The sequence below is a fragment of the Limnospira indica PCC 8005 genome, from assembly GCF_000973065.1.
Classification (GTDB): domain Bacteria; phylum Cyanobacteriota; class Cyanobacteriia; order Cyanobacteriales; family Microcoleaceae; genus Limnospira; species Limnospira fusiformis.
The window spans coordinates 5980549-6002032 of sequence record NZ_FO818640.1; the positions used below are offsets into that span (position 1 = coordinate 5980549).

Genomic DNA, 21484 nt, shown 5'->3' on the forward strand with positions numbered 1-21484 from the left:
AGGAGATGATACTGGTTAGTGGGTTACGGAAGCCATAACCCACAGGATAGCCAGTGCGCCCATTAGTCCAAAACTACACATTCTATAAACAAGAGTCTATGGAATCGGGAAAAACCATTGATTTAGTTTTCCCGGTTTTAGTATGGCACAGATTTTTCATTATGTGCGTGGGGTGCACACGCACGGGATCAACCATTGGGGAAAGGATACGCTTTATGCTTTGACGCACGGGAAGAGACTTTCTAAGGCGATCGCCTGGGCTGGGGGAATTTGGCCGTATGAAAACACGAATGGCACATCATCGGGAATTTCGGGCAAAAACTCTTGGAGAGTATACGGACTACCATAAATCGCCAGTGCCTTGAGTTCCCCAGTTTTTAACAATTTTTTAAACCAAACCCTGGCTATTTCAGTTAATCCAGCAGTCCAGCCAAAAGGATTACCGCGAATAAATAACTGTAGCAAAGTGGGGGAAAATCCGGTTTCGGCGGCTGGGTTGGTCCCACTATTGCGATCGATAAGTTGTAATTTCCAGCCCAATTTGGCGGGATAAGCGATCGCCGGGGTATGATGTCCCAGAAACCGACAGGAAAGCAAATCATCGACAATCACCAAATTCCGCCACTCGGCTGGTTGTAGATTGTTTGGTGGCGCTATGGGGGGCTGAAGGTCTAACCGGGGGCTAACCTGGGACTGTTGCAAAATCAAACTTACAGTTTCAACAGCGATTGGAGTCGATAAAGAATCCAAATTTAGGTCAGAAACCTGACGGGTAGAAATTTTCTCCTTGGCTTTATTGATGCGATCGCAAGAAGCAGCTATCCTTTCTGGGGAAATCTCACCATTTTCGACGGCTTGTACTATGGCGCGAATAGTGACTTCGGGATCTTCAGGCATTAATAGGATATCAGCCCCGGCCTTTACTGCCAATACGGAGCTACTCGCTAAACTGTAACCACGGGCGATCGCCCCCATGACCAAAGCATCAGTAACAATCAACCCGTCAAAGCACAATTCCTGTCGCAATTTTTCGGTCAAAATTTTCGGGGATAAGGTAGCAGGTAGTTCCCTATCCCAAGCCGGAATCAATAAGTGAGCGCTCATGACACTATCAACCCCAGCAGCGATCGCCCTTTGAAAGGGGGGTAACTCAACCCTTGCCAACCTCTCCGCCGAATGAGGTAACATTGGTAACTCAATATGGGAATCTACGGCTGTATCTCCATGACCGGGAAAATGCTTCGCCGTAGTTAGGACGGGGTATTTTTGACAACCCCGGATAAAGGCGCTGGCTAAATTACTAACGGTTTCTGGATTATCCCCAAAAGAGCGCACATTAATCACGGGATTATCAGGATTGTTATTAACATCCACCACCGGACCCAGAACCCAATTTAAGCCTATAGCCAGAGCCTCCGAGGCGGTAATAGCCCCCATTTTTTCCGCATAATCCTCAGCCAGACTTAGGTTATGATTAGCGATCGACCCCAAAGCCATTGGTGGTGGAAACCAAGTCGCCCCAGCAAAACGCTGTCCTACTCCCTCCTCAATATCCGCAGCCAAAAATAGGGGGACTTTCGCCCAGGACTGAAGCAATTTAGTTCTAGCAGCCATTTCCGCCGCGCTACCATCAACAAAAATGACTCCACCGACCCCTAATTCCTGTAACCAGTATTGGAGGCGATCGCGTCCCGGTTCCCAAGCCGGATAGCGAATTTGGTGGTCAAACAGATGACCACTAGCACGCACGACCACCATTTGAGCCACCTGGGACGAGAGTACACTCATTGATTATGAATTACCTTTGCGTGAGTTACTGTTGTGCTTCCGGGTCATCTTCCTGAGTGGTATCCCCGGCTGTATCTGAGTTTTTGTGTTCGTGAGAAATCTGATTTAACAGCTCAATAATTTTATCCCCACGTTCAAGGGAACGATCTTCGAGAAACACCACTTCTGGAGTACGTCGTAAACGGATATGCTTTCCTAAATGGGAACGAATATAGCCAGTTGCCGATCGCAGCCCTTCCATAGTTGAGCGGCGCGCTTCTTCTGTCCCATAGATACTCACAAAAATTTTAGCGTGTTGCAAATCCCCGGACACTTCAACTTCGGTAATACTGACCATTCCAATTCCCACGCGATCGTCTTTGATGTCGTAGAGCAATACTTGGCTAACCTCCCGTTTAATCAGTGAAGCCACGCGGGAAACGCGACGATCTGTAGCCATGACCATTACCCCCTCAAGCATAGATCAATTATGCACATCGACAGAATCAGGCAATTTTCGAGGCATTAGTCTCCTCTGGGATCAACTCCTGGTGGTCTGATTCTGAAATTATGCCTAAATCTAAGTTTACATCAGTTCTATCAATTGCGACGGAGAAGGCGATCGTTTGAGATCTGAGGATGTCAAACAGGGCTTTGTGGACTGGAACAGGTTTTGACTAAAATGATAATTACTGGCTAACCCCTTGAGGCATTGGCAAAAATGCGGTACAAATAGGAATATAAAGATTTCTTTAAAAATTCAGGAGGAGAGCAAATGGATTTGGATCTTCGGATTGTTGTGGTTTTGTTACCGTTGATCGTTGCTGGCGGCTGGGCTTTGTTTAAAATCGGTAGTGCGGCGATCAGTCAAGCCCAAGCCTTTATGAAAAAATAAATCCCACAGTTCCATTGTTGATCCTAACTCTTACCGACTTCCCCCTGGGGGGCGGTCGGTTTCCGTTTGGAGTAGCAACCCGCTGCCGGAACTAGGGAAGATCCCGAAACTAGCCTAGGGAAGCACCATAACCACAGTCCCCATTTCCACCTTTTCAAATAGCGCCACTATATCCTCATTCCGCATCCGAACGCAACCATGAGAAGCCGCCTGTCCAATGGAGTTGACTGTCGGGGTTCCATGAAATCCTATCGCATCCTTGCCATCATGCCAAAATCCAATCCAGCGCAAACCTAGGGCGCTATTTGGTCCGGCGGGGCGCACTTCTCCTGTCCAGGGATTTTGCCACTGAGGATTTTCGACTTTTTCAGTAACTTGGAAAGTTCCGGTGGGAGTCTCCCAACCGGGTTTTCCTACGGCTACGGGATAGCTTGCTATTTGACTCTCACCTCGATATACATAAACCCGACGTTCTCCCAAACGGAGAACTAATTTTAGTTGTGCTTGTTGTTCTCCGAGGGGTAAAAATTTGGAAGGGTCATCGAGGGGAGGTACATCAGGATTCAAAAGACTTTGGTAAGGATAAATACGCGGTGCTGAACCACTAGCAGAAAGGGTTGGTTCAGCAGTTGGACTTGATGCCATTAAAGGCTGTTGTCCTCCCACTAGCAACATCCCAATTCCTAGGCTGGCTAGTGCTACTTTTTCGGATAGCTGTTGAAGATTATTCAGTTTACCCATGATGCTTCCTCACCAAAAACTAAAACTAATTATTACATTTGACCGTGGCAATCATTGTTCGGTTCCGATCCCATGGGATGATCATAACTAATTAGCTCAGAATTAGTCAACCATATACAACAGGTAGGGACGCTTAGGCTCCTACCTGGGTTGGGAATTCCAGTTAATTAGCTTCGAGTTCTCTCAAGGCGGCTTCGGCTTGTCTGACACCTTCACGATCGCCTTGTTTCTCATAGAGTTCGCGGGCTTTTCTAAAGGAGGCGATCGCCTGGGGTTCTCGACCTCCGCGTTCTTTCAGGGCTAGACCTAAATAATAGTGAACTGATGGTTGGTCAGCAAAGCGATCGGCGGCGCGTCGGAAACTGACGATCGCACCAATATAGTCTCTTAATCTTAGCTGAATTTCACCGATCGCCATATTAGCTGCCACTAGATCCGGTTCCATAGCTAAGGCTTGTTGATAGGCTTGCATCGCACCCTCAAAATTCTCTTGAAGGCGGAATATTTCCCCAATTTGGAACTGAATTTCACCATTAAAAGGAGACAGTCGCGCCGCCTCTTGAAAAGCATCGAGGGCGGCGGTGCGATCGCCTTGTTCCAAATAAGCTATACCCAGTTTCAGATAAATATTAGGCTGATTAGGATCCAACTCCATCGCCTGTTGTAGAAATTGTAGAGATTGGGAAGCATTTCCTTGTCTTAACCAAGCCATTCCCATAGATGCGTTAGCTTCCCAGCTATTAGGTTCCAAAGCCAAGGCGGTTTGATAGGCTTCAATGGCTCCCCTATAGTCTTGCTGTCTAAATAAACTGGCTGCTAACCCCAGGTGAGCATTAATGTTATCTCTCTGTAATTGGGTAGCGCGCCGATAGGCTTGTGCTGCTGCTGGGTAGTCTTGCAACCGGGCTAGGGTATAACCCAAACCGTAGTAAAAATCTGCATTTTGAGGATCGAGGGTAATAGCGTCCCGATAAAATTTAGCAGCCGCCTCAAAGTCTCCCCGCAAGGCCTGTACATAGGCGAGAGCCGAATAGATTTTAGCATCACTGTTGTCTAGCTGGACGGCTTGAAGGTAAACATTGAGGGCTTCATCCATATTGCCACTATTAACGAGATCTCGCCCCTTTTGGAGCAGGTCATTAAGTTCATTGATGTTCGCCTGAGAGGTGGCTTGAGCTAAAATCTGGGGAGGTTGTGCCACGGCAGGAACTACAAACACAGTGGCAGCGATCGCCAGTAAAACATTGCTAACCAGTAGTTTAGTTGTCTTGAACACGGTTTATTATCAGTGTGAGTATGAATAAGCGATTGGACCGACCCCACTTTACCCCCAGTTCGGGAAAAAACGAGAGGGAGTCTTCTTTTTTATACCATCAGTAGCCCAATATGCAAGAATAATTCTTAATTAGCTCACCCATAGTCGCGCACCCCGCCAGAATGAAGTCAGCTAAAGGGCGGAAAACGAGGACAGTCAGTGAGCAAGCCGGCTGAACAAATAAAGCACTGGAACATGGAGAAATCCGGAACAAATACTCAACATATCTCAAAAGGCGATCGCATCAAGTTCCGGGTCAATACTCCCAACTGTAGCAACGCGGAGACAACCTTCAAGGCTTCAATTATATTTGATAGGGAATATTTACCCGATGTTAATTAAAATTGGCTTTGGAGCGGTTTAAATAATAATGGTGACAGAAGCGAATCAACCACAACCTACCTGGATCAGTGTTGTCCGTCTGCTGCGGTGGGATAAGCCAGCCGGACGGTTAATCTTAATGATTCCAGCCCTATGGGCGATATTTTTAGCGACAGGGGGAACCCCGCCTTTAACTCTGATTTTGGTGATTGTCTTTGGTAGCCTAGCCACCAGTGCGGCTGGCTGTGTGGTCAATGATTTATGGGATAGAAACATTGACCCGGAAGTGGAAAGAACCCGTAACCGTCCCTTGGCGAGTCGCGCCCTCACGATTAAAACTGGTGTTGTGGTGGGGTTGGTGGCGTTTGCTTGTGCTTTCGGGTTGGCGCTATATCTTAATCCCCTCAGTTTCTGGTTGTCTGTGGCGGCGGTTCCGGTGATTATCTGCTATCCCTTAGCTAAACGGGTGTTTCCAGTCCCTCAATTGGTTTTGTCGATCGCCTGGGGATTTGCGGTTTTAATTAGCTGGAGTGCTGCCAATGGTAGCCTAGAAGCCTCTACGGGTTTACTATGGGGGGCGACGGTATTATGGACCTTGGGGTTTGATACGGTTTATGCTATGAGCGATCGCGAAGACGATCGCCGATTGGGCATCAACTCCAGCGCCCTATTTTTTGGGGACTTTGCACCGAATGCGGTGGGTTTATTTTTCCTGGGTACAGCGGCTTTGATGTTGGGGGTAGACTTACAAATGCACCTGCACCCTGTTTCTTGGCTGGCTTTAGCTATAGTGGTGATTCTATGGGCGCGTCAGTATTGGCAACTGCGAAACCCAGAGATTTCTCGGGAGATTTACGGCAAAATGTTCCGTGATAATGTGATCATCGGTTGGATTTTGCTGGCTGGTATGATTGGCGGCACTCTTCTCAGTTGAGTCCCTCAATCACCGATAGCCCATCCCCCCCGCCAACGATCGCGATCGCATTAAGCTGTAATTGCTAAAAATCAGCCCAGGGGAAGGGAACATTGAGTGCGGGTGAAATTTCTGTTTTCTGAATCTGGCGGCACTGCTACCACGTCTAAGCGCCCATTCATCAACCCCAATAGGGTCTGATTCATTAATAGACGCATCCCCGGCGAAAGGGCTATATCAGTTGGGTCAATGTTGGTGCTGTTGCTGGCTGGGGATTTTAGGGTAGACTCGAGTAAATCCCAGGACTCACTCCAGGCGCTGATGGGGCGTTGGTCATCAATCCAAATGTGAACATAGCCAGACTCTGAGGCGACGTGGGTGGAAACTTGGACCTTCCCAGACTCCATCCCAGCGATCGCACCATCGACCAGACTGAGTAAAACTTGCTTGAGGCGAGGGCGATCGCCAATTACATATACCTGCGGATCGGGGGGAATAATTGATAGGCGGATGCTGCGGTTAGCCGCTTGTAAGTGGGTGAGTTGTTCCACCTCCGCCAACATTTCAGCCAGTTTCAGGGGTTGCAGGTTCATCTGTTGGCTACCATATTCGGTTTTAGCCACCATAATCACCTCATCCATTAACGCTATCATCCGCAGGGTGGCATCATGGGCTTGTTGGATAAAATCCCTTTCCTCTTCTGGATTTTCGCATAGGTCGGCAAGGATTAACTGTAAAAAGCCGATGATGCTATTTAGGGGCGATCGCAACTCGTGGGAGGTACGGGCTAAAAAACCCGCCTTAAACTGAGCCATTTCTACGGCTAAATGATAAGCCAATTGCGTCTGCTGCAATTTTTCGGCTAAGGCTGCCACCTGTGGATCGCTAATAGCATCCAATTCTCCGGTCCCCGACTCTGGTAATGGCGATCGGGAAGTTTTCGCCAAAGGCGGTTTTGGGGTCATGAGTTTCATTCCCCCCCCGGAAAGTTGGCGCTGACCTAGCCACCAACCCAGTCCCAGCCCTGCACCCAAATAGATAAATTCATTCCAGCCCATGAGTTTGTCACGATTAGTTGAGATCAGTCTAACAACAGCACTCCCCCTTGAATTGTGACATACTCTGGCTGGTTGATATATGCTATTTAAATCTGGATTTGGGCAAGGGGCTGATCAACTCTACCCCACCCCTCCTCAGTATTTCCCAATCTCCGTTTTTTGTCCACCGCACTACTGTTGAGGGAATGGCAGACCCTGACTCTGGGGGAGCGTCCTTTAAGGTCAGAACTTCTGGAAACTGCCTATCTATATCAGCCGTGGTTAATAGGGGTGGTTGTCCCGAAAGATTAGCGCTAGTGGTAGCCAGTGGCCCAGTACGTTTGAGGATTTCTAGGGCAATTTCACACTTAGGAACCCGTAAACCAATGGTGGTTGGATCGGTGGGATTAACGGCTGGGGGAACTGCTGAAGATGCTGGTAACACTAGGGTTAAGGCTCCTGGCCAATACTGACGGGCGATTTGCTGCCAGCATTCTAATTCCCAGGCTAGGCTATCTACAAACTGCCATAGACTTTCGGCTGTAGCCCCCATCAAAATTAATGGTTTATCGGGGGGGCGTTGTTTGGTCTGAAAAATGGCTTCAGCCTTGTCTGGACGGGCTGCTAAGGCGGGTACTGTGTCTGTGGGAAAGGTGATCACGGCAACCCCTGCGATCGCTGCTTTAATTAGTTCTTCTTGGGAGACTTTAGCCATTATTGATGATAGTTGGGTAAGATTCGTCGGGTCACTGACGCACCAAATCCATCATATATCCAATTAATCATGATTTCCCCATCATTAATGGCGGTCGATTTTCTACCCAATTTCGGGGTGGGACTTACTGGACAACCGATATGGTAGGATTGACATATAGTAGGGGTATCATATCATGGCAAACCGAACTGTTTTGGGTGTATCGATCGCGATCGCCATCGTCGCGGGTGCAGGGGTCTGGGTGAAACAACAGCAGCAGGAGGCGATCGCACAAGCCCGACTGTTGACAGACTCCGTGGGGGCGGTGGAAACCCTCTCCGGTTACGATAGTCTTTCTGCGGCTCATGACCACCTACAAGGGGCGATCGCACGCCTAGAAAATGCCCCGAAATTTCCCAGACAGTCCGAGTTGGAAGAACTGACTTTTTTACGTTCCCAGTTACAGGTTGTTCAACAAAAGCTGGAACCCGAACAAAAAGCCCGCCAAAATTACCAGGAAGCCATCACGCGAGCCATGTCCGCCTCCCAACTCGTGCAGAACCCTCCCCACCCCCCTGCGGTTTGGGAAGAGGCGCAACGCAAATGGCAGCAGACGATCGCCCAATTGGAAAGCATCCCCCAGCACTCCTCCACCTTTGCAGAAGCCCAGGGGAAACTGAAAGGATATCGGGACAATCTGGCGGTGGTGAGCCAATATGTCATGCGATCGCACCAGGCGGTAGAATTGAACAATCGGGGCATGGAGAAAATCCAAGCGGGGGATTATAGTGCTGCGATCGTCACTCTAACCCAGGCTGTAGAACTGAATCCCGCCCTGATGGAGGCTTACCTAAATCGAGGTTTTGCCTACGCAGCCATGGACAGCCACCAATCAGCCCTCTCTAATTATACTATAGCAATTCGGGTGAATTCGTCAAGCCCTGAACCATACTATTTTCGCGGGGAAGAATACCTGCAATTAGGGAGGTTTGAAGAGGCTTTGACGGATTACAATAAAGCGATCGACCTAGACCCAAATCGAGCCAATGCCTACTTAGATAGGGGGTTAATTCATTATCAACTCGACCACCTGGAAAAAGCCGCTGCCGACTTCACCAAAGCTGCCGAATTATTGAACCACAGCCAAGAACCCGCCCTCAAGCAATTGGCATTTAATCTCGCCCGAGATATCCGCGCCACCTTGGAAGTAGACCCCGTGGAAACCGAACAATCAGCCACCTCATCCTCAATGGTAGCAGAAGAAATCGAACCCGAAGAACCCGAGACAATTATTCTTTATCGCCAAAGGCGGGTCAAAGCCAACTATAGAAGTCTTCCTTCTACAGTTACCCGGAGTCGGTCTAGTTCCGGGAGTCGGTCTCGTTCCCGGAGTCGTTCCCGCCGCCGATAATCACACCCGGAAACCCCCTTTATTCCTAGTAATTGATGGTCAGTAATTAGTCGCCGTGCGTCCGAGGAAATGGTGTTTATATTCCCCCCATAAATCCCGGTTATGAAGCACCCTACTGATATTTACCTACCCCCAATTATACCATCAAAAACCCCCTTTTTCCCGGGTGGGGGATTGTCAATAATCTAGTCGCCGTGCCGTTGACTGGGTGGGGGAAATCCGCTACAATGTGAATTAATAACTCCGATGTGTGGGATGGGGTGTAAAACCATGATTGTTGAGATGTTGTCACTATTTGCTAGTGCTGGGTTGGGAGTCGTCGGTTCCGAATGTCATAAGTGGGCGCAGCGTAAGGCTGGGGAACGTAATCATGACATTGAAAAAGCACTGCTAACAGCCCATGAGCGCATCCTAAATGATATTTGTGGCTGCTGTGAGAAAACACCGGAATGGAAGCGTAATCAACCCTTAATTATAGCACGAATTGACCAGATTAAGCAGGATGGGCAACAAATCTTAATAATCGTTGAAGGGGAACAGCCCCAAGGCAGTGAGGGAAGTTGGCAAGGCAGTGAACTGGAGGCAATTCGGACTAAATTGATGCAGCGGCTAGAAGCCGAACACCAGTGGCTAAGGGAAGCGCCCCCCGTGTTGCTGAACACATTTCGCAACTTATATTTACCCGGATTAGTGCATTATTTCCGCTTAGAAATAAAATATAATCAGGTAGTTTTTAATACCTTAACCCACGATATTCTGACCGACATTAGCGGGAAAGTGGGGAATATCGACCAGGAACTCCAGCAAATTCGGGGGAGAATTGATGAGGGTGTGGATACATTTATCGCCTCTTGTCAGGGGTTAGATGAACGGTTTAATCAATTGCTGAAAACCTTAAAAGGGACTGCCGCCGTTCCCGCAGATTTTGCCGCTTTTATTGAGGAAAAAACCCAGGAGTTTTTGGGGAGGGAATTCGTCTTTAATGCCATTGAGGAATTTTGCCGAAGACAAGCCAATGGTTATTTTATCATAGAAGCCGACCCCGGCGTGGGTAAGAGCGCCTTGTTAGCGCGATATGTGCAGCAAACGGGATGTTTGGCTTATTTTAATATCCTGTCAGAAAACCGCACCAGCACCGAAGATTTCCTGAAAAATATTTGCGAGCAACTGATGACAAGGTATGGGTTAGCTTATGACTTACCCCTGCATCCTGATAATACCCGCAATGGCAATTTTTTAAGCAAGTTATTAACCGAAGCGGCGGCAAAAACTGACCGTTTAGTGATTGCGGTGGATGCCTTGGATGAAGTAGATTTAAGCACCCAAAATTCGAGGGCAAATGTGCTTTATCTGCCCGAAAATTTACCCAAGGGGGTTTATTTTATCCTCACCAAACGCCCGGAGTTTTTCCCTTTTGTAGTGTCGGCACCACAGCAGGAGTTTGATATGATGTCCGATAAATATTATCAAGCCAATTTAGAAGATATCCGACGGTTTATTCGGTATCGCTGTCAACGGGAACCTATCCAACGCTGGCTGACTGCCCAAGGAGTGACAGAGGCGGAATTTATCGACTTTTTGGCAGAGAATAGCGAAAGCAATTTCATGTATTTAAAGTATGTTCTGGATGACATTGAGAAGGGGAGATATGCGGATTTGAACTTGGCAAATTTGCCCAAGGGTTTGGAACAATATTATGAGCAACATTGGCGGCGTATGGGAATGGTGACGAGGCCGTTACCTCGGACGAAGTTGAAAATCATCTATTTGTTGTCAAAAACTTGTAAACCTGTGTCCTGCGATTTGTTGGCGGATTTTGCGGAGGAAGACCCGTTAACGGTGCAGGAGGTGTTGGAGGACTGGGAGCAGTTTTTGCGCCATCGAATTGTCGAGGATAATGAGGTTTATAGTATTTACCACAAGAGTTTTCAGGACTTTTTATTTAAGAGAAGGACGGTACAAAAAGCGGGGATATCTTTGCGGGATATTGAACAGGCGATCGTTGATAATTTATGGGCGGGTTTGTATGGTTCAGATGAGAATTAGTAGGTTTGGTGAACCCAGGAAACCCAACATATTAGAGCGATCGCATTAGGAGTAGGTTTGGTGAACCCAGGAAACCCCACAAAAACTTAATCACCCCCAGCCTAGCCGACTGTGTTGGGTTTCGCGATCGCTCCACCCAACCTACTATAAATTGTTCTATTTCCACCCATGAATTATGACCAGCTTTATTGAACGGCTAAACAAATTATATCCAGAAAAGCGGCGCTATGCCTTAGAAGAAATCCCTAAGCATCTCGTTAACACCGCCCAAACTGCACGGCTGCACCAATTGCTGACCGATTTTGACTTTATGCAGGCAAAACTGGCGGAGTGCGGGGTGCAAGCGTTAATAGAAGATTACGATTTGGCGATGAGTTCGGATGTCTTGCTGAACCCGGAACAGACGGAAACCCTGCAATTAATCGCCGGGACGTTGCGGCTATCGGCTCATGTTTTAGCCTCGGATACAACCCAACTGGCGGAGCAGCTTTGGGGGCGGTTGTTATCCTTTGAGAATCCAGAAATTGTGGCTTTATTGGAACAGGCAAAACAATGGCGTGGAAAACCCTGGTTTTGTCCTCTCACAGCTAATCTCACCCCTCCCGGCGGGCCACTAATTCGCACCCTCACCGGGCATAGTAGCCAGGTAAATGCAGTAGCGATCGCCCCCGACGGGAAACGAGCGGTCTCAGCATCCAGGGATTACACCCTGAAACTGTGGGATTTGGAGAGGGGGACGGAACTGGCCACCCTCACCGGGCATAGTGACTGGGTAAGAGGAGTAGCGATCGCCCCCGACGGGAAACGAGCGGTCTCAGCATCCGATGATAACACCCTGAAACTGTGGGATTTGGAGAGGGGGACGGAACTGGCCACCCTCACCGGGCATAGTGACTGGGTAAGAGGAGTAGCGATCGCCCCCGACGGGAAACGAGCCGTCTCGGCATCGGATGATAACACCCTGAAACTGTGGGATTTGGAGACCGGGACGGAACTGGCTACCCTCACCGGGCATAGTGACGATGTAAATGCAGTAGCGATCGCCCCGGACGGGAAACGAGCGGTCTCGGCATCGGAGGATAAAACCCTGAAACTGTGGGATTTGGAGACGGGGAGGGAACTGGCTACCCTCACCGGGCATAGTGGCAGGGTAATGGCAGTAGCGATCGCCCCGGACGGGAAACGAGCGGTCTCGGCATCGGAGGATAAAACCCTGAAACTGTGGGATTTGGAGACGGGGAGGGAACTGGCTACCCTCACCGGGCATAGTGGCAGGGTAATGGCAGTAGCGATCGCCCCCGACGGGAAACGAGCCGTCTCGGCATCGTGGGATAACACCCTGAAATTGTGGGATTTGGAGACGGGGACGGAACTGGCTACCTTCACGGGGCATAGTAGCAGGGTAAATGCAGTAGCGATCGCCCCGGACGGGAAACGAGCCGTCTCGGCATCCGATGATAACACCCTGAAACTGTGGGATTTGGAGACGGGGACGGAACTGGCTACCCTCACCGGGCATAGTGACTGGGTAAGAGCAGTAGCGATCGCCCCGGACGGGAAACGAGCCGTCTCGGCATCGGAGGATAAAACCCTGAAACTGTGGGATTTGGAGACGGGGACGGAACTGGCTACCCTCACCGGGCATAGTAGCTGGGTAATGGCAGTAGCGATCGCCCCCGACGGGAAACGAGCCGTCTCGGCATCCAGGGATAACACCCTGAAACTGTGGGATTTGGAGACGGGGACGGAACTGGCTACCCTCACCGGGCATAGTAGCGGGGTAAATGCAGTAGCGATCGCCCCGGACGGGAAACGAGCGGTCTCGGCATCCAGGGATAACACCCTGAAACTGTGGGATTTGGAGACGGGGACGGAACTGGCAACCCTCACCGGGCATAGTGGCTCGGTATGGGCAGTAGCGATCGCCCCCGACGGGAAACGAGCGGTCTCGGCATCGGGGGATTACACCCTGAAACTGTGGGATTTGGAGACGGGGACGGAACTGGCTACCCTCACCGGGCATAGTAGCTTGGTAAATGCAGTAGCGATCGCCCCCGACGGGAAACGAGCGGTCTCGGCATCGGGGGATTACACCCTGAAACTGTGGGATTTGGAGACGGGGACGGAACTGGCTACCCTCACCGGGCATAGTAGCTGGGTAATGGCAGTAGCGATCGCCCCCGACGGGAAACGAGCGGTCTCGGCATCGGGGGATTACACCCTGAAACTGTGGGATTTGGAGACGGGGAAAGAGTTAGCCACCTTTACCGGGCATAGTAGCTTGGTATATGCAGTAGCGATCGCCCCGGACGGGAAACGAGCGGTCTCAGCATCCAGGGATTACACCCTGAAACTGTGGGATTTGGAGACGGGGACGGAACTGGCCACCCTGAGAGGGCATAGTGACTGGGTATATGCAGTGGCGATCGCCCCCGACGGGAAACGAGCGGTCTCGGCATCGTTTGATAAAACCCTGAAACTGTGGGATTTGGAGACGGGGAAAGAGTTAGCCACCTTTACCGGAGAGGCTCGGATGCTTTCCTGTGCGGTTGCACCGGATGGGGTGACGGTGGCGGCGGGGGATGAGGCGGGGGTGGTGCATTTTCTGCGGTTGGAGGGGTTGAGGGGTTGAGAAACCAAGTCTCTGAGCGACATTTCGGTGAGGAGGCAAAGGTTATGGCAGAAACTGGGTTTATGGGTGAGGCGTTAACGGATGGGCTAAAATCCTGATTAGATAGCCATTAGAGACAAACCATGAAGATTAAAGCAATGATTTGGCAAGAAGATGAAGTCCAGGTTCAGTACCCGCCCTTCCCAATTGTCACACCTGGGCATCGAGCTATGAAGAGTTGTTAGAAATGCTTGCAGATGCAGTTCTTTCTTTGGCTGGAAGTGGCGAGTGAACAACAGGAAGTCACCCCAGAAAAACAGTTCATTGAGTTATCTTTATGAAATCGATTTCTGGTAAAGCACTCTGTAAAATTGTGGAACAACAGGGTTGGCAGCTAAAACGAATCACAGGCAGCCATCATCTCTATACGATCGGTTAGGGGGGCAAGAAACGCTATCTCTCTGGCTCCCAATCTTCCCACTGTAAACCCTCTACTCGACTAAATTCACGGACATTGTGGGTTACTAGGGTGAGATGATGCGCCAGGGAAATCGCCGCAATTTGTAGGTCATAAGACCCGATAGGAGTCCCCTTAAATTCCAATTGCGATCGGATTATGCCAAATAAATTTGCCGCCACATCATCAAAGGGAAGAGAGATAAATTGCGAGAGAAATTCTGTCTGTAACCTGAGATTGTTTTCGGGATTGGCACTTTTCATAGAACCGTAAAAAAGCTCTGCTTTGACGACTGAACACACAGCAACTTCTTTGCGATAAAACTCCAATCTCTTCTTCAGAGCTAAGTTCTTGCCGCGTAAATAGATAATGCAGCTATTTGTATCCAGCAAAAATCTCATATAATCGGTTGGCGATCGCCTTGTTCGGGTTGGGGATGGCGGATAAATGTTTCATCGTCAATACAGCCATAGTATTGCTCCAGGGAATTGTCTTCGTCTCCAGGGGTGCTTTCTAGTGTGGGTGTTGCCTCTGGAAAAGGCAGCGGAGTTGGCTGCAAAGATTCCACCAGGAGTTTGAGCAATGCCCAGCGATCGCCTAGAGGTAAATCTAAGACTTGTTTTTGCAATTGTTGGAAGGTCATAATGGTTAGCGATTATTGAAAGATTTGAGGTTTGATGGTAGCAACTCAAGTTTAGCAAATCTGGATTAAGCTCGATGGTAAGAGCGTGAAACGAAGCGATCGCGCTCCCAGCCTAGCCGACTGTGTTGTGTAAAGCGATCGCACCAGCCAACCTACTAGAGTCCGAGTGTGTTGTGTAAAGCGATCGCTCCAGGAGTAGGTTGGGTGAACCCAGGAAACTCCACCAAAACTTAACCACTCCCAGCCTAGCCGACTGTGTTGGGTTTCGCGATCGCTCCACCCAACCTACTAGAGTCCGAGTCTGTTGTGTAAAGCGATCGCGCTCCCAGCCTAGCCGACTGTGTTGGGTTTCGCGATCGCTCCACCCAACCTACTAGAGTCCGAGTGTGTTGTGTAAAGCGATCGCTCCAGGAGTAGGTTGGGTGAACCCAGGAAACCCCACCAAAACTTAACCACTCCCAGCCTAGCCGACTGTGTTGGGTTTCGCGATCGCTCCACCCAACCTACTAGAATCCGACTGTGTTGTGTAAAGCGATCGCACCTGCCAACCTACTAGAGTCCGACTGTGTTGTGTAAAGCGATCGCACCTGCCAACCTACTAGAGTCCGACTGTGTTGTGTAAAGCGATCGCACCAGCCAACCTACTAGAAAGTTGCGGCGGGGGATGGGTTGATGGGTTGAGAAAGGGGGTTTCTGAGTTGCCGAATTAGTAGCAGGAAACCCCACATAGTTGAGTTATCTTTATGAAAACGGAAAAAGTGATAAACTAGACCAAAATGCCTAAATCATACTAATGCCCCGGAAGATTCGAGAGTTGAAAGCTCAAATTGCACAGTATGGCTTTGTTTACTTGCCTAAGCGCGGTAAGGGCAGCCATGAGCGTTGGCGACATCCTCTGATTGGAAAAACCCTGACCATTTCAGGTCAGGATGGAGATGATGTGCCCCGTTACCTAGAAAAACAACTGGAAAAACTGCTAACTGAACTGGAAGGGTTGAGAGAGGAGGAAGATTCATGAGTCGATACAGCATGATTGTTCAATGGTCTGATGAAGATGAGCTTTTCCTAGTCACCATTCCCGAGTTTTCTGAGCAGGTCGTGATGCCTTGTACTCACGGAAAAACTCGGGAAGAGGCAATCCGCAATGGGGAAGAAGTGATTGAAATGTATCTAGCAGCTTGGCAGGCGGAAGGTGAGGTCATTCCTCAACCGAAAACACTTGAGGTGGTTTGATGCTTTTGTCCCAACAGAGCCTATGCTGGATGCTGATGCTCTGATGTTTTCGGATTTTTTCGCCGACTTATCCGCCATATACCCCCTGCCAAGTTCCGGCAACTTTGAGTAAATCTGTGGCGGTTTTCCCTGGTTTTAGCGGGGGCAATTTTTGCCAGCCAGAGGATTGAGTAGGTTCGGAGGTTTCTGGGGAGTCGAGAAACTCACTAACGAGGGCAAGTCTTTCCGGTGAGAGGTTGTTGAGTTGGCTGGCGACTTTTTCGCGTAGTTGAGTTGTATTCATGGTTTTGTTGAGCCATTTAAGCTAATTATAGCACCAGGAGTAGGTTATGTGAACCCAGGAAACTCCACCAAAACTTAACCACTCCCAGCCTAGCCGACTGTGTTGGGTTTCGCGATCGCTCCACCCAACCTACTAGAGTCCGAGTGTGTTGTGTAAAGCGATCGCACCAGCCAACTACTAGAAAGTTGCGGCGGGGGATGGGTTGAGGGGTTGAGAAAGGGGGTTTCTGAGGCAGATTTGGGTGAGCAGGCAAAGGTTATGGCAGAAACGGGGTTGATCAGATATCGATTAAGTTTCATTGACCATATTCAAAATCTGGTTGTATAAAGCCGAAGATACTCTAAACTCTGACGTAGCAATCAGAGCATCCATCAGAGGTTTGACCGCAGTAATTAAATTTTTCTGCTTGGCTTCAACCAGAATGCCTAGCAATCCAGTAATCTTGATGCCTAAACGGTCAGCCTCCGCTCGACCCCGACGCTCATCAATCAACAACAAATCTGCCTGAAGCTCTATGGCAAGAGCGATCGCCTCTGCCTCTCCCGGATCTAACCTTACCTCATTTTGAAGCTGTTCAACAACACTACGGTTAACTAATGCTCTGACTTTTAACCAGGCTGCACCTTGAACTTCCAGAGTTCCGGGTACAGCAGGGTCAATATCAACGAGTTCCCGATACACAGATTCAGGAATAGTCACTTGATGGTAAAGTTGAGACAGAAGTTTTAGGTGGTGAATTGCCGCCAGGTTAGTGATTACTGATGTATCACTAATGACAATCACAAGCGTCCCAACTCCCGTAAATTCTTTATATCTAAGGCAAAATCTTCCACATCGTAGGAGTAAAGCGGGATATCTCGTTGTTTGAGAAGTTGGCGAAAAGCACCGGATGGCATATCTGCCAATTTACTGGCATAGCCCAAAGTCAAACGCCCGGTTTGAAACAGGTGTAATGCTACTTCTTGGCGAAATTCGCTTGGGGTAAGCTGAGAGGCTTCCAGGATTTCGTCTGAGATGAGTACAGTCATAAGCAGTTGACTCTATCCAAATTGAGGCTGATTAATCTTATTCCTAATTGTAGCATATATTTCATGATTTAATATGACCAGGAGTAGGTTGGGTGAACCCAGGAAACCCCACCAAAACTTAACCACTCCCAGCCTAGCCGACTGTTTTGTGTAAAGCGATCGCACCAGCCAACCTACTATAAACTAAGCAAGTACAAGTCTGGGATTTGGCAAGGGGAAACAGATGAAGACTCTTAATTTATCTCAAGCTACAGCCCCGTTAACCGAATATATGGCAACCCTCGATCGCCAACCTTTGATCATCACAGTTGACGAACAACCTCAAGCGGCGCTAATGTCGATTCGGTTAGCTGATGAATTGACCCACAGTTTTAATTCTCATCCTGAGTTTATCGCTAAAGCCGCCAGACATCTCGAAGCCAATGGCGGCGAGTTCAGGGTTGAGGCTGTTCATTCCGGGCGATCGCTTGCTGATTATATCCAACAGATGAGCGATCGACCAATCATCATCACCGTTGACGCTCAAGCCACTGCTGTCCTGATTCCGATTCGGGATGCGGATCTAGAAACCGCGAGTCTGAGTTTGAATCCTAGTTTTATCGAGATGTTAACAGAATCGCGAATTAGACTCAAAACAGAAGGCGGGATATCATTGGCACAACTGAACCAAGAATTGTCAGATTGCCATTCCCCCACTTAAACCATCGAGTTGATGGCGCGGTTAAATCTCCCTGAATCACGCGGCTACAGGCGTTTGTATCTAGCAGATACACCATTAAAACTCCAGAGGCTGACGAGTCTCATAAACCATGTTTAGACAATCCTCCAGGTCATCACCAGACCAAGTTCCGGCGTGTCTCAGTAAAGAGCGATCGCCAGCCGGACGAAAGGGGGCAGAGTTGTCTGGAGATGGGGACTGGGGTGGGCGAGAGAGAACTGTCACCCGCACTTGGCATCCTGCTAAGGCATCGGAATGGCTGACAATTTCTTCCCAAATTCCCTCGATTTCTAGTGGTTTTCCGGTCATACAATTTCCCCTTGAATAATTACGCTTAAATTCACTATAGCCAAGGTTATATGAACCCAGAGCGATCGTACCAGGAGTAGGTTATGTGAACCCAGGAAACCCGACCAAAACTTAACCACTCCCAGCCTAGCCGACTGTGTTGTGTAAAGCGATCGCACCAGCCAACCTACTAGAGTCCGAGTGTGTTGTGTAAAGCGATCGCACCAGCCAACCTACTAGAGTCCGAGTGTGTTGTGTAAAGCGATCGCTCCAGGAGTAGGTTATGTGAACCCAGGAAACCCCACAAAAACTTAATCACCCCCAGCCTAGCCGACTGTGTTGGGTTTCGCGATCGCTCCACCCAACCTACTAGAAAGTGGCGGCGGGGGATGGGTTGAGGGGTTAAGAAAGGGGGTTTCTGAGGCAGATTTGGGTGAGGAGGCAAAGGTTATGGCAGAAACGGGGTTTCTGAATTAGTCGTTCAAGGAGTTAAAAATTAATTGTATTTGAGGTAATATATCAGGTAAATTGACCTGAATAACATTCCAAAGAATGTCAAAATCTAGCTCATCATAATCGTGAATGACCACATCTCGTAGACCCGCCATTTACCGCCAAGGAATCATGGGGTATTGTTGACGAAATTCAGGGGATAATCGTTTAGTTGCTTCCCCAACAATAATAATCCTATATAAAATAGCTGCCTGTTTTTCATCATCTTGTTGCAAGTCTTCTTTTTTGATATCCTCAACATAACTAATAATCTGCTGGATAGCCTTTAGAATATCTATTAATGCCTGTTTATCCTTGGCCATAGATGACCTCTGCTGAATTGAGGATGCTCTGGCGACGGAGAACATTATGACTATTGAGAATACTTTGTTGGGTGATGAGATCAACAGGACGATTAAAAAGAGTAGAGAGTTGTTCTCGCATTTGAATAAACTCTAAACCCCAAGAGTGATTAGGCTGAAAGGTGACTAAAATATCTACGTCACTATTGGCGTTAAAGTCATCTCGGAGAATGGATCCAAATAGGGCAAGTTCAACGATCTGCCAACGTTGGCAAAATTCAGCCAGTTGTTGAGGGGTAATTCCTAGGCGAGCATAAATTTGGCGATCGCTTATTTTGGTAGTCATTTAACCTCATCCTGAGAGTCAAGCGGGATATCTTGCTGTTTCAGAATTGGCTGAAAAGCAGGGAGGGGCATATATGCCCATTTACTGACATAGCCCACCGTCAAACGCCCGGCTTTAAACAGTTGAGCCATTTAAGCTAATTATAGCATTAGGAGTAGGTTGGGTGAACTCCGTAAACCCAACAAATCAGTAGGTTATGTGAACCCAGGAAACTCCACAAAAACTTAATTACCCCCAGCCTAACCGAATGTGTTGTGTAAAGCGATCGCTCCACCCAACCTACTAGAGTCCGACTGTCTTGTGTAAAGCGATCGCACCAGCCAACCTACTAGAGTCCGAGTGTGTTGTGTAAAGCGATCGCTCCACCCAACCTACTAGAAACTACTAGAAACCCCGTTTATTAAATGTTTGCGTGGCTGATATAACCCCGCTTTTTAGGATTGGGGGGGATTTTCCGGGGAGGTGAAAATATTGCCCGCTGCGAAAATGTCTCCGATATTTAACCTTAATTCCGGGAAAACTTGAGAGACTATTTGTTGATTGTCCGTCAACACAGTTTCTTCATATAAACCCTCATCCAGCCGCAAAATCGATATCTTATTTAATATCGGATCTACAATCCAATATTCCTGGATTTCCGCCGCCGCATATTCCGTTCTTTTGTACCGATAATCCCGGTTTACCGATTCGGGACTGACCACTTCCACCACTAGGATGGGTGGCGTTTGAAAAACTGCCGATTCATCCAACAATTCTACAACTTTTTCTCTGGATACGACACAGACATCCATCAATCGCGACTTCCTCGGTGAGGTTCTCACCCCGGCTTCTTTCAAACACAACCAAGGTGAATTCATCCGAGTTATTTCGGCTTTTAAAGTATCCCGGATAAAATCGGCGATTAGCAAATGTCTGATGGTTGGTGGGTTCATGATTTCTAATTGTCCATTGACTAATTCATAATGGTTGTCTGTGCCATCATCATATTTGAGGTAGTCCTCAAAAGTATATGTTTTGTCGGTGGTTATAGATGTCATGGCTATGGTATAATGGTTTTTGATGGTTTATTGAAAGCCAGCCAGTTAGTAGCCGCTAAAACACAACAACTAACTCCCCTGAAAACCTTGGGACTTCAGGGGGGTTACGGTTTTACCAACCAAAGGCTGAGATAAAATCAGCAGATGGTTTGTCGGCTTCGGAAGTTGTGGTTGTGTTAGAATCAGAGTCGATGCGGATTTCTGTGCAGAAGGTGGAGGTGTTGAAGCCTCCGAACCGCTTGACGGCACTCGATCGCATTCTTACATGAGGACCCACAAACCAAAAACGCTCAATGGAACTCATGGTTTCATATTCGGTTATTAAGGTTAAGCCGTCCTCTTCGTCCATCTCAAAACGTCCAATCACGGGGACAATTTCGGCATAACCGCGTTCCCGCAGCATTCGACCCCGGCGCGGATCATCTGGGTCTGGTACGATCGCAAATACGGTAGAACCCTTATGATTTTCGTCTTCCTTATCCCAAGCCATTTCGCCATTCCAGGTGACATGAGCGCCCCCCGCCGCCAAACTCGGGTCAATATCGTGCATTTTGCAGATCTCGGCTACCTGGGGGTCATCAGCGGTAAGGGAGGTTACATTGATATCAGAAAATCCTTTTTCGGCTTGACGAAAAGCTAGGTGATGGGTAGTCCTTAGCGATCGCCATCTTCCGGCACTCATATTAAAAAATTCTATAGCATCCATTAACTCAATCTCCAATCTGACGGCTATCAGTTTATTTTATGGCAGTTAGGGCTGAGTCTGTGGCTATCAGAGCGGAAAATCCAAAGTTTTGTTAAATAGATTAGTGGCTAAATGTCCATGATGGACAGATTGTCAAGTTTATGTTACGATAATTTACATTCCAGGTAAACAAAAATTACGGTTTAATCCAAAACCGTAGT

Annotated in this window: 29 protein-coding genes and 1 pseudogene; 9 read left to right on the top strand and 21 right to left on the bottom strand. The window is 48.5% G+C overall.

The annotated features are described in order from the left end of the window. Window positions 1-213: 213 nt before the first annotated feature. Both XZ46_RS26505 and rbfA read right to left on the bottom strand, forming a co-directional pair. Entirely contained in the window at window positions 214-1788 is a 1575-nt protein-coding gene (locus tag XZ46_RS26505) for a glycoside hydrolase family 3 N-terminal domain-containing protein (protein ID WP_006622560.1), read from the bottom strand. A gap of 25 nt (window positions 1789-1813) precedes the next feature. Beyond that, entirely contained in the window at window positions 1814-2227 is a 414-nt protein-coding gene (gene rbfA, locus XZ46_RS26510; protein ID WP_008056353.1) for a 30S ribosome-binding factor RbfA, read from the bottom strand. A gap of 315 nt (window positions 2228-2542) precedes the next feature. Between rbfA and XZ46_RS26515 the strand changes: the two genes are divergently transcribed. Next, complete coding sequence (locus XZ46_RS26515; protein WP_006618995.1) at window positions 2543-2662, top strand: photosystem II protein Y; 120 nt, start codon at window positions 2543-2545, stop codon at window positions 2660-2662. A 114-nt stretch (window positions 2663-2776) separates the two neighbouring features. Here the strand turns inward: XZ46_RS26515 and XZ46_RS26520 are convergent, their stop codons facing one another. Together XZ46_RS26520 and XZ46_RS26525 are read right to left on the bottom strand one after the other, a co-directional pair. Then, complete coding sequence (locus tag XZ46_RS26520) at window positions 2777-3403, bottom strand: L,D-transpeptidase (RefSeq protein WP_006622558.1); 627 nt, start codon at window positions 3401-3403, stop codon at window positions 2777-2779. A 163-nt stretch (window positions 3404-3566) separates the two neighbouring features. After that, entirely contained in the window at window positions 3567-4679 is a 1113-nt protein-coding gene (locus tag XZ46_RS26525) for a tetratricopeptide repeat protein (RefSeq protein ID WP_008056351.1), read from the bottom strand. Window positions 4680-5088: 409 nt separating this feature from the next. On the opposite strand from XZ46_RS26525, the gene XZ46_RS26530 reads away from it, so the two are divergent. Beyond that, window positions 5089-5973 carry a 4-hydroxybenzoate solanesyltransferase gene (locus XZ46_RS26530; RefSeq protein WP_006622556.1) on the top strand — a complete coding sequence of 295 codons (885 nt, stop codon included), beginning with the start codon at window positions 5089-5091 and terminating at the stop codon, window positions 5971-5973. Window positions 5974-6044: 71 nt separating this feature from the next. Here XZ46_RS26530 and XZ46_RS26535 read toward each other — a convergent pair whose 3' ends face one another. Next, complete coding sequence (locus XZ46_RS26535; protein WP_008056348.1) at window positions 6045-7010, bottom strand: sensor histidine kinase; 966 nt, start codon at window positions 7008-7010, stop codon at window positions 6045-6047. An 82-nt stretch (window positions 7011-7092) separates the two neighbouring features. Next, the gene (locus XZ46_RS26540) at window positions 7093-7704 is read right to left on the bottom strand and encodes an L-threonylcarbamoyladenylate synthase (RefSeq protein ID WP_008056347.1); all 612 of its coding nucleotides are present in this window, start codon (window positions 7702-7704) and stop codon (window positions 7093-7095) included. A 175-nt stretch (window positions 7705-7879) separates the two neighbouring features. Here XZ46_RS26540 and XZ46_RS26545 point away from each other — a divergent pair, with 175 nt between their 5' ends. The 4 genes from XZ46_RS26545 to XZ46_RS38175 all read left to right on the top strand — a co-directional run bounded on the left by XZ46_RS26545 (window position 7880) and on the right by XZ46_RS38175 (window position 14190). Further along, window positions 7880-9094: a tetratricopeptide repeat protein gene (locus XZ46_RS26545; protein WP_008056345.1), complete on the top strand. Its 1215-nt coding sequence runs from the start codon at window positions 7880-7882 to the stop codon at window positions 9092-9094. Window positions 9095-9364: 270 nt separating this feature from the next. Then, a complete protein-coding gene (locus XZ46_RS26550; protein ID WP_008056343.1) occupies window positions 9365-11140 on the top strand; it encodes a P-loop domain-containing protein in 1776 nt (591 codons plus the stop codon). A 175-nt stretch (window positions 11141-11315) separates the two neighbouring features. Continuing rightward, complete coding sequence (locus XZ46_RS26555; protein ID WP_048895320.1) at window positions 11316-13772, top strand: WD40 repeat domain-containing protein; 2457 nt, start codon at window positions 11316-11318, stop codon at window positions 13770-13772. A gap of 316 nt (window positions 13773-14088) precedes the next feature. Further along, window positions 14089-14190, top strand: coding sequence for a type II toxin-antitoxin system HicA family toxin (locus XZ46_RS38175; protein WP_368663646.1), 102 nt, complete (start codon window positions 14089-14091; stop codon window positions 14188-14190). 14 nt (window positions 14191-14204) lie between these two features. On the opposite strand, the gene XZ46_RS26565 is transcribed toward XZ46_RS38175, so the two are convergent. From XZ46_RS26565 to XZ46_RS34910, 4 genes are all read right to left on the bottom strand, one after another. After that, window positions 14205-14609 (bottom strand): type II toxin-antitoxin system VapC family toxin, encoded by a 405-nt coding sequence (locus tag XZ46_RS26565; protein WP_048895321.1) that lies wholly within the window; start codon window positions 14607-14609, stop codon window positions 14205-14207. Next, window positions 14606-14851: a hypothetical protein gene (locus XZ46_RS26570; RefSeq protein ID WP_006669411.1), complete on the bottom strand. Its 246-nt coding sequence runs from the start codon at window positions 14849-14851 to the stop codon at window positions 14606-14608. Before XZ46_RS26570 ends, XZ46_RS26565 begins: the two co-directional genes overlap by 4 nt. A 112-nt stretch (window positions 14852-14963) precedes the next feature. Then, a complete protein-coding gene (locus XZ46_RS34900; protein ID WP_157234574.1) occupies window positions 14964-15131 on the bottom strand; it encodes a hypothetical protein in 168 nt (55 codons plus the stop codon). A 272-nt stretch (window positions 15132-15403) separates the two neighbouring features. Next, entirely contained in the window at window positions 15404-15577 is a 174-nt protein-coding gene (locus XZ46_RS34910; protein WP_157234572.1) for a hypothetical protein, read from the bottom strand. A gap of 67 nt (window positions 15578-15644) precedes the next feature. On the opposite strand from XZ46_RS34910, the gene XZ46_RS26575 reads away from it, so the two are divergent. Beyond that, window positions 15645-15869, top strand: coding sequence for a type II toxin-antitoxin system HicA family toxin (locus XZ46_RS26575; protein WP_006622545.1), 225 nt, complete (start codon window positions 15645-15647; stop codon window positions 15867-15869). Next, a complete protein-coding gene (locus XZ46_RS26580; protein WP_006669412.1) occupies window positions 15866-16084 on the top strand; it encodes a type II toxin-antitoxin system HicB family antitoxin in 219 nt (72 codons plus the stop codon). The genes XZ46_RS26575 and XZ46_RS26580 overlap by 4 nt, the downstream gene beginning before the upstream one ends. Before the next feature lie 67 nt (window positions 16085-16151). Here the strand turns inward: XZ46_RS26580 and XZ46_RS26585 are convergent, their stop codons facing one another. From XZ46_RS26585 to XZ46_RS26595, 4 genes are all read right to left on the bottom strand, one after another. Beyond that, window positions 16152-16367 (bottom strand): hypothetical protein, encoded by a 216-nt coding sequence (locus XZ46_RS26585; protein WP_008056336.1) that lies wholly within the window; start codon window positions 16365-16367, stop codon window positions 16152-16154. Between the two features lie 89 nt (window positions 16368-16456). Next, a complete protein-coding gene (locus XZ46_RS34915) occupies window positions 16457-16666 on the bottom strand; it encodes a hypothetical protein (protein ID WP_157234571.1) in 210 nt (69 codons plus the stop codon). Continuing rightward, on the bottom strand, window positions 16656-17150 hold the full coding sequence (locus tag XZ46_RS26590) for a PIN domain-containing protein (RefSeq protein WP_008056334.1): 495 nt from the start codon (window positions 17148-17150) through the stop codon (window positions 16656-16658). The genes XZ46_RS34915 and XZ46_RS26590 overlap by 11 nt, the downstream gene beginning before the upstream one ends. Next, window positions 17147-17395: a UPF0175 family protein gene (locus tag XZ46_RS26595; RefSeq protein WP_006622539.1), complete on the bottom strand. Its 249-nt coding sequence runs from the start codon at window positions 17393-17395 to the stop codon at window positions 17147-17149. Before XZ46_RS26595 ends, XZ46_RS26590 begins: the two co-directional genes overlap by 4 nt. A 223-nt stretch (window positions 17396-17618) precedes the next feature. Between XZ46_RS26595 and XZ46_RS26600 the strand changes: the two genes are divergently transcribed. Continuing rightward, window positions 17619-18095: a hypothetical protein gene (locus XZ46_RS26600; protein ID WP_008056332.1), complete on the top strand. Its 477-nt coding sequence runs from the start codon at window positions 17619-17621 to the stop codon at window positions 18093-18095. Window positions 18096-18170: 75 nt separating this feature from the next. Here XZ46_RS26600 and XZ46_RS26605 read toward each other — a convergent pair whose 3' ends face one another. From XZ46_RS26605 to XZ46_RS26625, 7 genes and pseudogenes are all read right to left on the bottom strand, one after another. Continuing rightward, window positions 18171-18422 carry a hypothetical protein gene (locus XZ46_RS26605; RefSeq protein ID WP_006669408.1) on the bottom strand — a complete coding sequence of 84 codons (252 nt, stop codon included), beginning with the start codon at window positions 18420-18422 and terminating at the stop codon, window positions 18171-18173. Between the two features lie 169 nt (window positions 18423-18591). Next, window positions 18592-18846, bottom strand: coding sequence for a hypothetical protein (locus XZ46_RS34920; protein ID WP_157234570.1), 255 nt, complete (start codon window positions 18844-18846; stop codon window positions 18592-18594). 28 nt (window positions 18847-18874) lie between these two features. Further along, window positions 18875-19261, bottom strand: a pseudogene (locus XZ46_RS37130) (HepT-like ribonuclease domain-containing protein). Further along, window positions 19203-19541, bottom strand: coding sequence for a nucleotidyltransferase family protein (locus XZ46_RS26615; protein WP_006669404.1), 339 nt, complete (start codon window positions 19539-19541; stop codon window positions 19203-19205). Before XZ46_RS26615 ends, XZ46_RS37130 begins: the two are co-directional and overlap by 59 nt. Further along, window positions 19538-19672, bottom strand: a complete 135-nt coding sequence (locus tag XZ46_RS36120; RefSeq protein WP_008056319.1) for a hypothetical protein — start codon at window positions 19670-19672, stop codon at window positions 19538-19540. Before XZ46_RS36120 ends, XZ46_RS26615 begins: the two co-directional genes overlap by 4 nt. A 303-nt stretch (window positions 19673-19975) precedes the next feature. Continuing rightward, window positions 19976-20578 carry a Uma2 family endonuclease gene (locus XZ46_RS26620; RefSeq protein WP_006622536.1) on the bottom strand — a complete coding sequence of 201 codons (603 nt, stop codon included), beginning with the start codon at window positions 20576-20578 and terminating at the stop codon, window positions 19976-19978. A gap of 112 nt (window positions 20579-20690) precedes the next feature. Continuing rightward, complete coding sequence (locus XZ46_RS26625) at window positions 20691-21284, bottom strand: phycobiliprotein lyase (RefSeq protein WP_006622534.1); 594 nt, start codon at window positions 21282-21284, stop codon at window positions 20691-20693. Between the last annotated feature and the right edge of the window lie 200 nt (window positions 21285-21484).

Coding starts and splice junctions, on each gene's coding strand:
- XZ46_RS26585 (WP_008056336.1), bottom strand. CDS start 16,367: ATGAATACAACTCAACTACGCGAAAAAGTCGCCAGCCAACTCAACAAC.
- XZ46_RS26565 (WP_048895321.1), bottom strand. CDS start 14,609: ATGAGATTTTTGCTGGATACAAATAGCTGCATTATCTATTTACGCGGC.
- XZ46_RS26625 (WP_006622534.1), bottom strand. CDS start 21,284: ATGGATGCTATAGAATTTTTTAATATGAGTGCCGGAAGATGGCGATCG.
- XZ46_RS26580 (WP_006669412.1), top strand. CDS start 15,866: ATGAGTCGATACAGCATGATTGTTCAATGGTCTGATGAAGATGAGCTT.
- XZ46_RS26505 (WP_006622560.1), bottom strand. CDS start 1,788: ATGAGTGTACTCTCGTCCCAGGTGGCTCAAATGGTGGTCGTGCGTGCT.
- XZ46_RS26545 (WP_008056345.1), top strand. CDS start 7,880: ATGGCAAACCGAACTGTTTTGGGTGTATCGATCGCGATCGCCATCGTC.
- XZ46_RS34915 (WP_157234571.1), bottom strand. CDS start 16,666: ATGAAACTTAATCGATATCTGATCAACCCCGTTTCTGCCATAACCTTT.
- XZ46_RS26540 (WP_008056347.1), bottom strand. CDS start 7,704: ATGGCTAAAGTCTCCCAAGAAGAACTAATTAAAGCAGCGATCGCAGGG.
- XZ46_RS26615 (WP_006669404.1), bottom strand. CDS start 19,541: ATGACTACCAAAATAAGCGATCGCCAAATTTATGCTCGCCTAGGAATT.
- XZ46_RS26605 (WP_006669408.1), bottom strand. CDS start 18,422: ATGACCGGAAAACCACTAGAAATCGAGGGAATTTGGGAAGAAATTGTC.
- XZ46_RS26535 (WP_008056348.1), bottom strand. CDS start 7,010: ATGGGCTGGAATGAATTTATCTATTTGGGTGCAGGGCTGGGACTGGGT.
- XZ46_RS26620 (WP_006622536.1), bottom strand. CDS start 20,578: ATGACATCTATAACCACCGACAAAACATATACTTTTGAGGACTACCTC.
- XZ46_RS26595 (WP_006622539.1), bottom strand. CDS start 17,395: ATGACTGTACTCATCTCAGACGAAATCCTGGAAGCCTCTCAGCTTACC.
- XZ46_RS36120 (WP_008056319.1), bottom strand. CDS start 19,672: ATGGCTCAACTGTTTAAAGCCGGGCGTTTGACGGTGGGCTATGTCAGT.
- XZ46_RS26570 (WP_006669411.1), bottom strand. CDS start 14,851: ATGACCTTCCAACAATTGCAAAAACAAGTCTTAGATTTACCTCTAGGC.
- XZ46_RS26600 (WP_008056332.1), top strand. CDS start 17,619: ATGAAGACTCTTAATTTATCTCAAGCTACAGCCCCGTTAACCGAATAT.
- rbfA (WP_008056353.1), bottom strand. CDS start 2,227: ATGGCTACAGATCGTCGCGTTTCCCGCGTGGCTTCACTGATTAAACGG.
- XZ46_RS26515 (WP_006618995.1), top strand. CDS start 2,543: ATGGATTTGGATCTTCGGATTGTTGTGGTTTTGTTACCGTTGATCGTT.
- XZ46_RS38175 (WP_368663646.1), top strand. CDS start 14,089: ATGAAATCGATTTCTGGTAAAGCACTCTGTAAAATTGTGGAACAACAG.
- XZ46_RS26520 (WP_006622558.1), bottom strand. CDS start 3,403: ATGGGTAAACTGAATAATCTTCAACAGCTATCCGAAAAAGTAGCACTA.
- XZ46_RS26575 (WP_006622545.1), top strand. CDS start 15,645: ATGCCCCGGAAGATTCGAGAGTTGAAAGCTCAAATTGCACAGTATGGC.
- XZ46_RS26555 (WP_048895320.1), top strand. CDS start 11,316: ATGACCAGCTTTATTGAACGGCTAAACAAATTATATCCAGAAAAGCGG.
- XZ46_RS26550 (WP_008056343.1), top strand. CDS start 9,365: ATGATTGTTGAGATGTTGTCACTATTTGCTAGTGCTGGGTTGGGAGTC.
- XZ46_RS26530 (WP_006622556.1), top strand. CDS start 5,089: ATGGTGACAGAAGCGAATCAACCACAACCTACCTGGATCAGTGTTGTC.